This window comes from Microbispora sp. CA-135349 (genome assembly GCF_050947365.1).
GTDB lineage: Bacteria > Actinomycetota > Actinomycetes > Streptosporangiales > Streptosporangiaceae > Microbispora.
The window spans coordinates 5,445,904-5,459,369 of the sequence record NZ_CP192001.1 but is presented as its reverse complement, the minus strand read 5'-3'; the positions used below and the strand labels follow the sequence as shown (position 1 = coordinate 5,459,369).

Here is a 13,466-nt window from a genome sequence, read left to right as displayed (position 1 = left end):
CGCGGTCAACGAGCACCGAGTCTTACTGGGCGGCGGCGTCGAGTTCGCGGGGACGCTCGTCATCGGCGGCCCTCTGATACTCGAAGGCCGCGAGGATCGTGGCGAGGATCTCGCGGAACTGCCGCACCTGGCCGGGAGTGAGGGGGTCGAACAAGACCCGGCGGACCTCCTCGACGTGACCCGGCGCCGCCTCCACGAGAGCGGCGAAGCCCTCGTCGGTGAGCTCGGCGACGGTGGTGCGCCGGTCCTCCGGCCGCTTGAGCCGCCGCACCCAGCCCTTCTCCTCCAGCCGGGAGACCGCGTGGGACAGGCGGGAGACCGAGAACTGGAGGATGGCGGACAGCTCCGTCATCGTCATGGTCCGCCCGGGTGACTCGGAGAGGACCACCAGGATCATGTAGTAGGCGTGCGGCATGCCCGAGTCGCGCTGCAGCTGCCGTTCGAGAGCCTCCTGGAGGAGATGGCTCGTCCGCAGGTAGGCGCGCCAGGTGCGCTGCTCCTCCTCGTCGAGCCAGCGGGTGCCGGACATGGCGCCAAGACTACCGGTCGATGGGCCCGCCGATCTGTGGGCGAAAGACTCTGGTTCAGCCGCCGCCGCGGGGAAAGTGTCAGGGGCATGGACGCATACGGGAACATCGACGCCTACTGGCGGGCCGCGAACTATCTGTCCGTCGGCCAGATCTACCTGATGGACAACCCGCTGCTGACCGAGCCGCTCAGCCCCGAGCACGTCAAGCCGCGGCTGCTCGGCCACTGGGGGACGACGCCCGGGCTCAACTTCTGCTTCGCCCACCTCAACCGGATCATTGGGGAGCGCGGCCAGGACATGATCTACATCGCCGGTCCGGGGCACGGCGGCCCGGCGGCGGTCGCCCACGCGTGGCTCGAAGGCACCTACACCGAGCGCTACCCCCACATCACCCGGGACGCCGAGGGCATGCGCAGGCTCTTCCGGCAGTTCTCCTTCCCCGGTGGCATCCCCAGCCACGTGGCCCCCGAGACTCCGGGCTCCATCCACGAGGGCGGCGAGCTCGGCTACGCCCTCTCCCACGCGTACGGCGCGGCCTTCGACAACCCCGGCCTGGTGGTGGCCTGCGTCGTCGGCGACGGCGAGGCCGAGACCGGGCCGCTCGCCACCGGCTGGCATTCCAACAAGTTCCTCAACCGGGACACCGACGGCGTGGTCCTGCCGATCCTGCACCTGAACGGTTACAAGATCGCCAATCCCACGGTGCTGGCCAGGATCCCGGAGGACGAGCTGCTCAAGCTCTTCGAGGGGTACGGCTATCGCCCCCACATCGTCTCCGGTCACGAGCCGGGGGAGATGCACGAGCTCATGGCCTCGACCCTCGACACGGTCTTCGACCAGATGACCGACGGCGGCCCGTTGCCGATGATCATCCTGCGTACGCCGAAGGGCTGGACCGGGCCGCGCGAGGTCGACGGGCTCCCGGTCGAGGGCACCTGGCGCGCCCACCAGGTGCCGCTGACCGACGTGCGAAACCGGCCCGACCGGCTGGAGGCCCTGGAGGAGTGGATGCGCTCCTACCGGCCGGAGGAGCTGTTCGACGCCGACGGGCGGCCGGTCGAGACGATCACGCGGACCGTCCCGGACGGGCCGCTGCGGATGAGCGCCAGCCCGCACGCCAACGGCGGGGAACTGCTGCGCCCGCTCGTGCTGCCCGACTTCCGCGACTACGCCGTCGAGGTGAAGGCCCCGGCCTCGGCCTCGACCGAGCCGACGCGCGTCCTCGGGGCGTTCCTGCGCGACGTCATCGCCGCCAACCCCGCGAACTTCCGGCTGCTCGGCCCGGACGAGACCGCCTCCAACCGCTTGTCGGCCGTCTTCGAGGCGACCGGCAAGGAGTGGGAGGCCGAGCTGCTGCCGACCGACGAGAACCTCGGCCCCCGGGGCAGGGTCATGGAGGTGCTCAGCGAGCACCAGTGCCAGGGCTGGCTGGAGGGCTACCTGCTGACCGGCCGCCACGGGCTGTTCAACTGCTACGAGGCGTTCATCCACATCGTGGACGCCATGTTCAACCAGCACGCCAAATGGCTGGAGTCCTCCCGCAAGATCCCCTGGCGGCGGCCGGTCGCCTCGCTGAACTACCTGCTGTCCTCCCACGTGTGGCGCCAGGACCACAACGGCTTCAGCCACCAGGATCCCGGCTTCCTCGACGTCGTCGTCAACAAGAAGGCCGAGGTCGTGCGCGTCTACCTGCCGCCGGACGCCAACACCCTGCTGTCGGTCGCCGACCACTGCCTGCGCTCGCGCGACTACGTCAACGTCGTCGTGGCGGGCAAGCAGCCCGTGCTCGACCTGATGAGCATGGACGAGGCGATCGTCCACTGCACCCGCGGGCTGGGCATCCTCGACTGGGCCTCCACCGACCAGGGCGCCGAGCCCGACGTGGTGCTCGCCTGCGCCGGGGACGTGCCCACGCTGGAGACACTCGCCGCCGCCGCGCTGCTCCGCGAGCACCTGCCCGAGCTGCGGGTGCGCGTGATCAACATCGTCGACCTCATGCGGCTGCAACCGGCCTCCGAGCACCCGCACGGCCTGCCCGACGCCGAGTTCGACGCGTTGTTCACCACGGACAAGCCGATCATCTTCAACTTCCACGGCTACCCGTGGCTGATCCACCGCCTCACCTACCGGCGCAACGGGCACGAGAACCTGCACGTGCGCGGCTACAAGGAGGAGGGCACCACGACCACGCCGTTCGACATGGCGATGCTGAACGACATCGACCGCTTCCACCTGGTGATGGACGTGATCGACCGGGTGCCCGGCCTGGGCAGCAGGGTGGCCCACCTGCGCCAGCGCATGGCCGACGCCCGGCTGCGCGCCCGCGCCTACACCCGGGAGTACGGCGAGGACCCCGCCGAGATCCGCGACTGGACGTGGCCCTGCTGACCCGCCCGGCCGCGACAAACCGCACGATCACGCGCGGAGGGGGCGGGGGTGGATGGATGCACACCACCATGGGGTGGCGGCACCGGTAGCATCGGATGCGACCGGCGCCGCCGCCTCGCGTGCGCGCGGCCGCCGAGATCCATGCATCGAACCTGTCCTAAGGAGCCACCGTGTCCGCCGCCCTTGAGATACGCATCACCCTCGCCGGAGCCGAGCGCGTGGTGGCGGCGGGTACGACGGCCGGGGAGGCGCTCGGCGCCGACGGCAGATCGGTGATCGCCGCCAGGATCAACGGCGAGCTGCGTGACCTGGCCGCCGAGGTCGCCGACGGCGACGTGGTCGAGCCGGTCGCGATCGACAGCTCCGACGGCCGGGCCATCCTGCGCCACTCCACCGCGCACGTCATGGCCCAGGCCGTCCAGGAGATCTTCCCCGAGGCCAGGCTCGGCATCGGCCCGCCGGTCGAGAACGGCTTCTACTACGACTTCGACGTCCGCGAGCCGTTCACCCCCGACGACCTCAAGCGCATCGAGAAGCGCATGCGCGAGATCGTCAAGCAGGGACAGACCTTCCGGCGCCGTCCGGTCGGCGACGACGAGGCCCGCGAGGAGCTCGCGGCCGAGCCGTACAAGCTGGAGCTCATCGGGCTCAAGGGCGGCGCCGCCGACGCGGCCGACGGCGCGAACGTCGAGGTCGGCGGCGGCCAGCTCACCATCTACGACAACCTCGACCCCAAGTCGGGCGAGCTGTGCTGGAAGGACCTGTGCCGCGGGCCCCACCTGCCGAGCACCCGGGTCATCCCGGCCTTCAAGCTCATGCGGTCGGGCGGCGCCTACTGGCGGGGCAGCGAGAAGAACCCGCAGCTCCAGCGCATCTACGGCACCGCCTGGGAGTCGCGCGAGAAGCAGGACGAGTACCTCAAGTTCCTGGAGGAGGCCGAGAAGCGCGATCACCGCAAGCTCGGCGCCGAGCTCGACCTGTTCTCGTTCCCCGACGAGCTCGGCTCGGGTCTGCCGGTGTTCCACCCCAAGGGCGGCATCATCCGCCGGGTGATGGAGGACTACTCGCGCCGCCGGCACGAGGAGGCGGGCTACTCCTTCGTCAACACCCCGCACATCACCAAGGAGAATCTGTACAAGATCTCCGGCCACCTCGACTGGTACGCCGACGGCATGTTCCCTCCCATGGAGCTGGAGGGCGCGCGCTACTACCTCAAGCCGATGAACTGCCCGATGCACAACCTGATCTTCAGGTCGCGCGGGCGGTCCTACCGCGAGCTGCCGCTGCGGCTGTTCGAGTTCGGCACCGTGTACCGGTATGAGAAGTCGGGCGTGGTGCACGGCCTCACCCGCGTACGCGGGCTGACCCAGGACGACGCGCACATCTACTGCACCCAGGAGCAGATGCGCGACGAGCTCACGTCACTGCTGCGGTTCGTGCTCGACCTGCTGCGCGACTACGGCCTCGACGACTTCTACCTGGAGCTGTCCACCAAGGACCCGGAGAAGTACGTCGGCTCCGACGAGGTGTGGGAGCAGGCGACCGAGACCCTGCGCGAGGTCGCCGAGTCGGAGAACCTGGAGCTGGTGCTCGACCCGGGTGGCGCGGCCTTCTACGGCCCGAAGATCTCCGTGCAGGCGCGGGACGCCATCGGCCGCACCTGGCAGATGTCGACCATCCAGCTCGACTTCAACCTGCCCGAGCTGTTCGAGCTGGAATACCAGGCCGCGGACGGCACCAGGAAGCGGCCCGTCAAGATTCACCGGGCGCTGTTCGGGTCGATCGAGCGGTTCTTCGGCGTGCTGGTCGAGCACTACGCGGGCGCCTTCCCTCCGTGGCTCGCCCCCGTGCAGGTCGTCGGCATCCCGATCGCGGACGCCCACGTGCCCTACCTCCAGGACGTCGCCAAGCGGCTGCGCGAGCACGGCATCCGGGTCGAGGTCGACGAGAGCGACGACCGCATGCAGAAGAAGATCCGCAACGCCCAGAAGGCCAAGGTGCCGTACATGCTTCTGGCGGGCGACGACGACGTGGCCGCCGGGGCGGTCTCCTTCCGCTACCGCAACGGTGAGCAGAAGAACGGCGTCCCGATCGACGAGGCGATCAACGAGATCGTCGACGCGGTCCGCCGCCGCATCCAGGTCTGACGGCCCACCACGACGAACGCGGGCGCCCCACCCGGGGCGCCCGCGTTCTCGCATTTCCCGGCGACCGGGCGACCGGGGCGATCAGGGGTCCTCCGGGGCCGGCCGGGCCGGGTCAGGAGGCCCGGGTGTCCGAGGCGGGGAAGCCCTGACCGGGGAGGCGGACGTCGTCGACGGTCACGTTGACCTCGATCACGTGCATGCCGAGCATCCGGCTCACCGACCGGGCGACGTTGACCTTGACCTCGGTGGCGACGTCCATGACCACATGGCCGTACACGATGACGATGGTCACGTCGACCGAGACCTGCTGATCCTGGATCCTGGCCTGCACGCCCTGGGTCGCCCGCTTGGTCCCGACGCCGATGCGGTCGCGTACGGACTCGAAGGCGCGCTCGAGGTCGCCGCCCAGGTCGGCGACGCCGGGGATCTCCAGGGCGGCGAGCGCGGCGACCTTCTCCACCACCTCGTCGGCGACCTTGATCCGGCCCCTGAGAACATTCGCCGTCGGCGCCTCGGGCGTGGGCGTCTCCACGGCGCCGGCCGACGTGGGGGGTTCCGGCCGCACCCGGTCGGCCGCCTCCACGCCCGCGGGATCGCCGGGGATCTCCTCGGCGTACGCGTCGGCCTGCTCTTCCATCCGCTCCTCGACGACGGCGGCCTCGCTCATATGACGGCTCCTCAACGGTGGGGCGGCGTCCGGCAGGTGCATTCTGCCCGATGACCGGGCAGGCCGTCCGGCGTCCGCGCATATCGGCACGGGCGACGGACGCCGTCCCGGGCGCGGCGGCCCGGGGCCGCCGCCGTGGCAGGGCGACGGTGGGCATGGCGCCGGTCGTGGGCGTGGCGCCGGTCATGAGCGCGGGGCCGGTCGTGGCATGGCGCAACCCGGCGGGCCGGGAGAGATCCGCGGGGTCATATGCTGCTGGACAGTACCGGTGCCGCGCCGTCGCGCGGGCGGCGGCGGTGGCCTGGCGCAGGGGACGGACCGGAGGGAAGCACGACCGTGGATTCAGAGCCGATCGAGCAGGCCGGCGCCGGGGTTCCCGACAGCTTCCAGCGCCTGTGGACCCCGCACCGCATGGCCTACATCAAGGGCGAGAACAAGCCCAGCGGGTCCGGCGCGGACGACGGCTGCCCGTTCTGCGAGATCCCCAAGCTGGCCGACGAGGACGGGCTGATCGTGGCCCGGGGATCGGCCGTGTTCGCCGTGCTGAACCTCTACCCGTACAACTCCGGGCACCTCATGGTCTGCCCCTACCGGCACGTGTCCGACTACGCCGACCTGGACGGGCCCGAGACGGCCGAGCTGGCCGAGTTCACCAAACGCGCGACGCAGGCGCTGCGCAAGGCGAGCGGGGCGCAGGGCTTCAACGTCGGCATGAACCTCGGCGGTGTGGCGGGCGCGGGCATCGCCGCCCACCTCCACCAGCACGTCGTGCCCCGGTGGGGTGGCGACACCAACTTCATGCCGGTCGTCGGGCGCACCAGGGTCCTGCCGCAGCTGCTGCGCGACACCCGCGACCTGCTCGCCGGCGCCTGGCCCGCCGGCTCCTGAGCCGCCCGGAGACGCGGAGCAGGCCGTACGAGACCCGGCGGCTCCTGAGCCGCCCGGACGACACAGAGCAGGCCGTAGCAGACTCCCCGGCCGGGATGACCGCCCGGCGCCGGTCAGGCCGCCGGGCTCGGACGCGGGCCCGGCGATCCGGAGGCCGGAACGGGCTCGCCGTGCTGCAGGGCGCGGATGCCCGCGCTGAGGACGAGCGGCACGGCCAGGGCCAGGGCCATGGACAGCACCGCGGCCCCCGAGTCGTTGACGAGCATGCCGACCAGGCCGCTCACGAGCGCGCCGAGCAGGCCCGCCCTGAGCATGGGCGCCCGTTCGAACGCGAGCGGCAGGACGCCGGCGCTCGCCGCCCCCGGCCGCAGCAGCGCGAAGACGAGGAACGCGAACGCGGCGATCACCACGGGCATCAGGGTGGGACTGAGCAGCGTGGACAGCATCGCCCCGAGCTTGCGGGAGATCACCGGCAGGAACGTGCCGTCGGCCACCTGCCCCACGAAGCGGCCGAGATGGGTCTGGCTGGCCGGGGGACGCAGGTAGTCGAGGTAGGCGATCGCCATCACCAGCACGCCGCCCGCGGCGCAGAACGCGCCCAGCTTGACGATCGACACGCGCCTGCCCGCCACGATCAGCGCGGTGACCGCGATGCCCGGCACGAAGGCGATGACGCCGCCGAAGTCGCTGCCCACGCCCGGCCAGCCGTCGAGCAGCATCGCGAAGGCGCCGAGCGCGGCGACCAGAGCCACCGCGACGGCCTTGCGGCCCGCTGCGACCAGCCGGTCGGCGGCGGCCGTCGTGACGAGCAGCACCGCCGTGGCGAGCAGTGCGAAGGGGATGTTCCCCAGGCCGTAGTAGCGGGCGCCGACCACGCCGGTGTAGCCCATCAGGCTGTTGAGCTGCAGGGGCGTGCCGGTCAGCAGGTCGCCGAGCAGCACGGCCGCGGTCACCGCCGCGATCACGGTCAACGGCCCGAGCATGCCGCGCCGCCACGGCCCCGCGAGGGCCGCCACGGTGAGCGCCGCCGCGATCGCGGCGATCGAGGCGAAGAGCGTGAGCGCGGGCCGCTCCGTACGGGCCCACGGCGTGAGGTTGACGAGGTAGGTCGAGACGGGGATCGAGGCGAGCGCCACGGCGGCGACCCGCACGGCGGGCAGCCGGTCGCGGCGGCGCAGCAGCACGAACGCGGTGACGTAGAAGAGCACCTGGAGCGCGGCGAGCGTGATGAAGAAGACGCCGGTCATGTCGCGGATGGTCTGCCCGGCCACGTCGGCGGTGCGCAGGGCTCCGACGCGCTCGTCCGGGCCGCCGCCGGTCGCGTGGGCCTCGACCGGCACGCCGACGACGGCAGGGGGAGCGGCCACCCCGGTCCTCGCGAGGATCGTGGCGGTGAGATCCGGAAGGATGATCATGTCGTCCCGGTGCGTGGACCGGGCGCCGAGCGTGCCCGCCGCTCCGCCGCCGTGGAGCATCGCCGCCCTGAGATGGGGGACCGACCCGTGGTCGGAGAGCCCGGCGACCAGCACCGTCGCCGGACCGAGGCGGGGCAGGAACGACCCGAGCTTCGCGTCGGCCGCCCGCGCGGCGGCCCGGCGCGCGCCGGGGGACAGGTGCTCGGGCACGTCGCTCAGACGATCCGCGGAGATGTAGGGCGCGATGAGGTCGGGGATCTCCACGGCGACCACGTCACCGCGCGACCACTGCGCGACCTCGCCGGGGGAAGGGGCGTAGACGTCGACGCGGCCCTCGCGGTCGGCCAGCGCGAGGGCGGCCCCCGGGCCGACGGCCATCGTCGTCCGCCCGGCCGCGTGCAGGGCCTGGCCGAGCGTGCCCGCGTCGCGCTGCTCCCTGACCTCCCACAGCCAGGAGAACTCGGGGATCACCGCTCCCTCGCCGTCCGTCTTGGGCGTGGGCGCCATGCCGCACCCTCCGCCCACCGCCGACCGCACCCCGGCCGAAACCGTGAGCCAGGCGTCGTACGGGCAGGTGTCCTTGCGCACGGCCCGCACCGACAGGGAACCGATGGCCGAGTCGCCGGCGAGTCGCCAGAGGTTCGGCGTGTCGCCGGGGGTGACGTCGCTCCACATCAGCCCCGGGATCCCGACCAGCACGACCCGTTCTCCGGCCGCGGTCCCGCTCTGACCGGGCCCGGCCTCGAACGCGGCGGACGCGGCCGCCGGGAACGCGGGAGCCGCGACCGACACGCCGAACACGATGGCGACGAGCGCGCGCTTCACCCACGAGCCACTCACCGGCGACCCCCAAATCCGCACATGATCTTGGGAAAACTCGCGACCACGCTACCGGATTCGTCCGCGATGATCCGGCCTTTGGCCCGATCACCGCCTGTCGCGCCGGCTCATCCCCGTCCGGCGCGAGCGGGCGCGCTCATCGAGCCCTCACCGAGCCCTCATCGAGCCCTGACCGAGCCCTCACCGTGCCCGGCCGCACGCGACTCCCGGGCTCAGGCCGCCCGGCTGGCCGGGCTCTCGTTGCCGAGGCGGTCGACGGTGGTGACGTAGTAGGTCCCGGAGCCGCCGGCGGCGTACGACGGAGCGGCGGAGGCCGGCACGACCGCCACCAGGTTGCGCGCGTCCGCCGTGGCGCAGGAGGCGTCCTTGCCCGTCACCCGGTAGATCGCGTACGTCTGGGCGCCCGGCTCGGCCCGCCAGGTCAGCGTCCCGCCGGAGGCCTTCACCCCGCGCGGGGCGACGGGCGGCGTGGCGCCGGCCCTGAGCACCGGCGGCAGCGCCGGATGGGAGTAGTGGTTCTTCACGATCCGGTCGAGTACGCCGAGCGGGTTCTTCACCAGTTGCGCGGCGCTGAAGTAGACGTCGCCCGAGATCTCGGGATACTTGCGGTTCAGCGTGAGGTGGGCGGGCAGCTCGCCCGCCTTGGTCCAGGCCGGGGTGTCGGCGGCGCCCACCCGGTAGAGCGCCTGCCCGATGTAGAGGTCGACCTCGGTGCCCTTCACCGCGCCGGCCCACCACTTGGCGAGCACGGAGTAGTCGGCCGCCGCGAAACCCCTGGGCCAGTAGAGCTGCGGCATCACGTAGTCGACCGAGCCCGCCTTGATCCACGCCTTGGCGTCCGCGTAGATCGAGTCGTACGCCGACATGCCCTTGGTGGCCGAGCCCGCCGGGTCCTCGGCCTTGTTGCGCCAGATGCCGAACGGGCTGATCCCGAAGACGGTGTGCGGCTTGGCCGCGTGGACCGCCTGCGAGACCTGGGCGACCAGCCGGTTCACGTTGCGCCGCCGCCAGTCGGCCAGCGTCAGGCCCTTGCCGTACTTCTTGTACGCGGCCTGGTCGGCGAACCGCGTGCCCTGACCGGGGTAGGGGTAGAAGTAGTCGTCGAAGTGGACGCCGTCGACGTCGTAGCGCTGGACGACGTCCGTCACGACCTTGGTCACCCAGTCGCGCACCTGCGGCAGGCCGGGGTTGTAGTACAGCTTGCCCTCGTGCTTGACGGCCCAGTCGGGATGCAGCCGCGCCGGGTGCCCCTCGGGCAGCGCGGAGGAGGCCGTGTCGGCCGCGCGGTAGGGGTTGAACCAGGCGTGGAACTGAAGGCCGCGCTTGTGGGCCTCGCTCACCAGGAACGGCAGCGGGTCCCAGCCCGGGTCCTTGCCCGCGGTGCCGGTGAGCCACTGGGACCACGGCTCGAGCGACGATCGGTAGATCGCGTCCGAGGCGGGCCGCACCTGGAAGAACACCGCGTTGAGGCGCCGCTTGACCGCGTTGTCGAGAATGCGCACATACTCGGCCTTCTGCCGGTCGGGCGGCAGTCCCGGCTTCGACGGCCAGTCGACGTTGTGCACGGTGGCGATCCAGACGCCGCGAAGCTGACGCTTGGGGTATTCCACGCTGGTGACGCACTTTTCCGCGGCCGTGACCGTCTCCGCCCTGACCTGCTGCCGCTCCGCCTTCGGCGCCGCGGTGCGGCCGACCTTCTCGGCCTGGGCGTCGGGGCCGAACGTGTACGCGGCTCCGGCGGCTACGGCGGCGATGACGGTGGTCGCGATCAACGGGCGGATGACCTGTCCCCGCTCGGTCACGTGGCTACCCCTTTGATTTGCCAGTAAGTCCGGCCATAAGTCTTACACCGGCAAAAGAGCGGTTTAGCCAGAAAAACGAAATGAACTTGTGATGCGGAAGTGGCGCCGGACACGCCTTTGGGCTCCCCGTGCCCGAGGGGCGCGAAACCCGGCCCCGGCGGCGGGTCCGGTGAGTGGGCCGGTGAGTGGGCCGGTGAGTGGGCCGGTGAGCTGCGGGGACCGGTCGTCCGGCGCGGGCCCCGCCGTCGCGCCCGGCGCCTGGCGGGCGCCGGGAAGGGGGACGGGCGAGGGGGACGGTTTTACAGCGCCCCGGTGACATGCCATGCCGTCGGAGATCGGCGTACGACGGTTCACCACGGGACGGCAGGTGATCGACACGGCCCCGGCGGCCGGGAGGCGGGCCGCCGGGTCCCCGATCGGACTACTGCTCGCCCGCCGCGGCCACCTTGCCGGCCAAATGCGCGGGCAGCGGCTCGTACCGCAGGAAGGAACGGGTGAACGTGCCCGCCCCGTGGGACAGCGACCGCAGGTCGATCGCGTACCGCGTGATCTCCAGCTGCGGCACCTCGGCGCGCACCAGCGTGCGGCCGGTGCCGACCGGCTCGGTGCCGAGCACCCTGCCACGGCGGGAGGACAGGTCGGACATCACGGCTCCGACGTACTCGTCCGACACCAGCACGGCCACCTCGTCCACCGGTTCGAGCAGATGCGTCGCCACCTTGGACGCGGCGTCCTTGAGCGCGAGCTGCCCGGCGATCTGGAAGGCCATGTCGGAGGAGTCGACCGAGTGGGCCTTGCCGTCGTGCAGCGTGACGCGGACGTCGACCATCGGATAGCCGGCGACGACGCCGCGCTCCATCTGCGCCCGCACGCCCTTCTCCACGGACGGGATGAACTGCCGCGGCACCACCCCGCCGACGATCTTGTCCACGAACTCGAACCCGCCGCCCGACGGCAGCGGCTCGACCTCGATGTGGCAGATCGCGTACTGCCCGTGGCCGCCGGTCTGCTTGACGTTGCGCCCCATGCCCTGCGCCTTGCCGGCGAACGTCTCCCGCAGCGGCACGCGCAGGTCGATCTTCTCGACCTCGACCCCGTGCCGCTTGGCCAGCCGGTCGAGCAGGACGTCGGCGTGCGCCTCGCCCATGCACCACAGCACGAGCTGGCGGGTCTCGGCGTTGTTCTCCAGCCGCAGTGTCGGGTCCTCCGCGACCAGGCGGCCCAGGGCCTGGCTGAGCTTGTCCTCGTCGGCCTTCGACTTCGCGCTGATGGCGACCGGCAGCAGCGGCTCGGGCATGGTCCACGCCTCGACCAGCAGCGGGTCGTCCTTGTCGGACAGCGTGTCGCCCGTCTCGGTCCGGGACAGCTTGGCGACCGCGCAGACGTCCCCGGCGACGCACTTGCCCACGGTCCGCTGCGATTTGCCGAGCGGCGACGACAGCGCGCCCACCCGCTCGTCGACGTCGTGGTCCTCGTGGCCCCGTTCCGCCAGGCCGTGGCCGGAGACGTGCACCGTCATGTCCGGCCGCAGCGTGCCCGAGAAGACCCGGACCAGGCTGATCCGGCCGACGTACGGGTCGCTGGTGGTCTTCACGACCTCGGCCACGAGCGGGCCGTCCGGATCGGCGGTGATCTCCCTGCACGGCTTGCCGTCGATCGAGGTGATCTTCGGCAGCGGGTGCTCCAGGGGCGACGGGAAGCCCTGCGTGACGATCTCCAGCAGCTCCAGCATGCCGACGCCGGGCGCAGTGGCGAGGACCGGATAGAAACCGGCCCGGGCGACCGCCTTCTCCAGGTCGTCGATCAGCACCTTGGTGTCGATCGTCTCGCCGGAGAGGTAACGGTCCATCAGGGACTCGTCCTCGCTCTCCTGGATGATCCCCTCGATGAGGTCGCCGCGGTACTGCTCGATGAGCGCGAGCTGGTCGGCGTCCGGCTCCCGCTCGGTGCGGCGGCCGCCGCCGTAGTCGAACAGCCGCTGCGACAGCAGGCCGAGCAGCCCGGTGCCGTTCACCGGCAGGTAGAGCGGCGCGACGCCGTCGCCGAACGCGTCCTGGCAGGTGGTGAGGACCTCGTCGAAGTTGGCCCGCTGGTGGTCGATCTTGGTGATGACCACGGCGCGGGGCATCCCGACGAGCGCGCACTCCTCCCACAGCATGCGGGTGAGCCCGTCCACGCCCTCGGCCGCCGAGACGACGAACAGCGCCGCGTCGGCCGCGCGAAGCCCGGCCCGCAGGTCGCCGACGAAGTCCGCGTACCCCGGGGTGTCCAGAAAATTGATCTTGATGCCGTTGCGGACGACGGGAGCGACCGACAGGTTGACCGAGCGCTGCTGGCGCACCTCCACCTCGTCGAAGTCGCTGACCGTGGTGCCGTCCTCGACCCGGCCGGGACGCTGGACGGTGCCCGTCTCCGCGAGCAGCGCCTCGACCAGCGTGGTCTTCCCGGCTCCGGAATGGCCGACCAGCACGACATTGCGCACCATGTCCGGCCGATCGGCCGCGGGTGCCCTGCCCGCGGCCCCTGTTGTCGCGCCGGTTGATCTTTCGGCCACATCGCCTCCCGAATCTCGGAGCGGTCGGGATGGGCGCATGGGACGCACCCCGCGCCGGCCGCTCGTGCCGTCGCTGTCCCGCGCCCGGGGGCCCGCCCTCTCCGGAAACCGCACGAGAAGACGGGTTCACCTCCGCGTCATCTCGGCGCGGCCCTGCGGGCGCGTGCTCTTCACCCTTTACCCATGTGGCGCATATCACAAGACTTTTCGGCGGAATGTGCTTGCGAGGTGCGGTG

8 protein-coding genes are annotated in these 13,466 nt (G+C 71.6%); 3 read left to right on the top strand and 5 right to left on the bottom strand.

Annotated elements, in window-relative coordinates; genetic code table 11:
• Nucleotides 1–22 precede the first annotated feature (22 nt).
• Entirely contained in the window at nt 23–529 is a 507-nt protein-coding gene (locus ACQPZZ_RS25085) for a MarR family winged helix-turn-helix transcriptional regulator (RefSeq protein WP_363640322.1), read from the bottom strand.
• Nucleotides 530–616: 87 nt separating this feature from the next.
• Here ACQPZZ_RS25085 and ACQPZZ_RS25080 point away from each other — a divergent pair, with 87 nt between their 5' ends.
• Together ACQPZZ_RS25080 and thrS are read left to right on the top strand one after the other, a co-directional pair.
• Nucleotides 617–2,917, top strand: a complete 2,301-nt coding sequence (locus tag ACQPZZ_RS25080; protein ID WP_432922697.1) for a phosphoketolase family protein — start codon at nt 617–619, stop codon at nt 2,915–2,917.
• A 170-nt stretch (nt 2,918–3,087) separates the two neighbouring features.
• A complete protein-coding gene (thrS, locus tag ACQPZZ_RS25075; RefSeq protein ID WP_432922694.1) occupies nt 3,088–5,064 on the top strand; it encodes a threonine--tRNA ligase in 1,977 nt (658 codons plus the stop codon).
• Nucleotides 5,065–5,176: 112 nt separating this feature from the next.
• Here thrS and ACQPZZ_RS25070 read toward each other — a convergent pair whose 3' ends face one another.
• Entirely contained in the window at nt 5,177–5,731 is a 555-nt protein-coding gene (locus ACQPZZ_RS25070) for an Asp23/Gls24 family envelope stress response protein (protein WP_432922691.1), read from the bottom strand.
• Between the two features lie 336 nt (nt 5,732–6,067).
• Here ACQPZZ_RS25070 and ACQPZZ_RS25065 point away from each other — a divergent pair, with 336 nt between their 5' ends.
• Complete coding sequence (locus ACQPZZ_RS25065; RefSeq protein ID WP_363640330.1) at nt 6,068–6,619, top strand: HIT family protein; 552 nt, start codon at nt 6,068–6,070, stop codon at nt 6,617–6,619.
• 113 nt (nt 6,620–6,732) lie between these two features.
• On the opposite strand, the gene ACQPZZ_RS25060 is transcribed toward ACQPZZ_RS25065, so the two are convergent.
• The 3 genes from ACQPZZ_RS25060 to ACQPZZ_RS25050 form a co-directional block, all read right to left on the bottom strand.
• A complete protein-coding gene (locus ACQPZZ_RS25060) occupies nt 6,733–8,874 on the bottom strand; it encodes a hypothetical protein (protein ID WP_432922688.1) in 2,142 nt (713 codons plus the stop codon).
• Between the two features lie 212 nt (nt 8,875–9,086).
• Entirely contained in the window at nt 9,087–10,676 is a 1,590-nt protein-coding gene (locus tag ACQPZZ_RS25055) for a glycoside hydrolase family 10 protein (protein ID WP_432922685.1), read from the bottom strand.
• A 421-nt stretch (nt 10,677–11,097) separates the two neighbouring features.
• On the bottom strand, nt 11,098–13,230 hold the full coding sequence (locus ACQPZZ_RS25050) for an elongation factor G-like protein EF-G2 (protein ID WP_432922682.1): 2,133 nt from the start codon (nt 13,228–13,230) through the stop codon (nt 11,098–11,100).
• Between the last annotated feature and the right edge of the window lie 236 nt (nt 13,231–13,466).

What these genes read in the sequence shown, in the direction of transcription:
- ACQPZZ_RS25085 (WP_363640322.1), bottom strand. Translation starts at nt 529, where the DNA reads ATGTCCGGCACCCGCTGGCTCGACGAGGAGGAGCAGCGCACCTGGCGC.
- ACQPZZ_RS25080 (WP_432922697.1), top strand. Translation starts at nt 617, where the DNA reads ATGGACGCATACGGGAACATCGACGCCTACTGGCGGGCCGCGAACTAT.
- ACQPZZ_RS25070 (WP_432922691.1), bottom strand. Translation starts at nt 5,731, where the DNA reads ATGAGCGAGGCCGCCGTCGTCGAGGAGCGGATGGAAGAGCAGGCCGAC.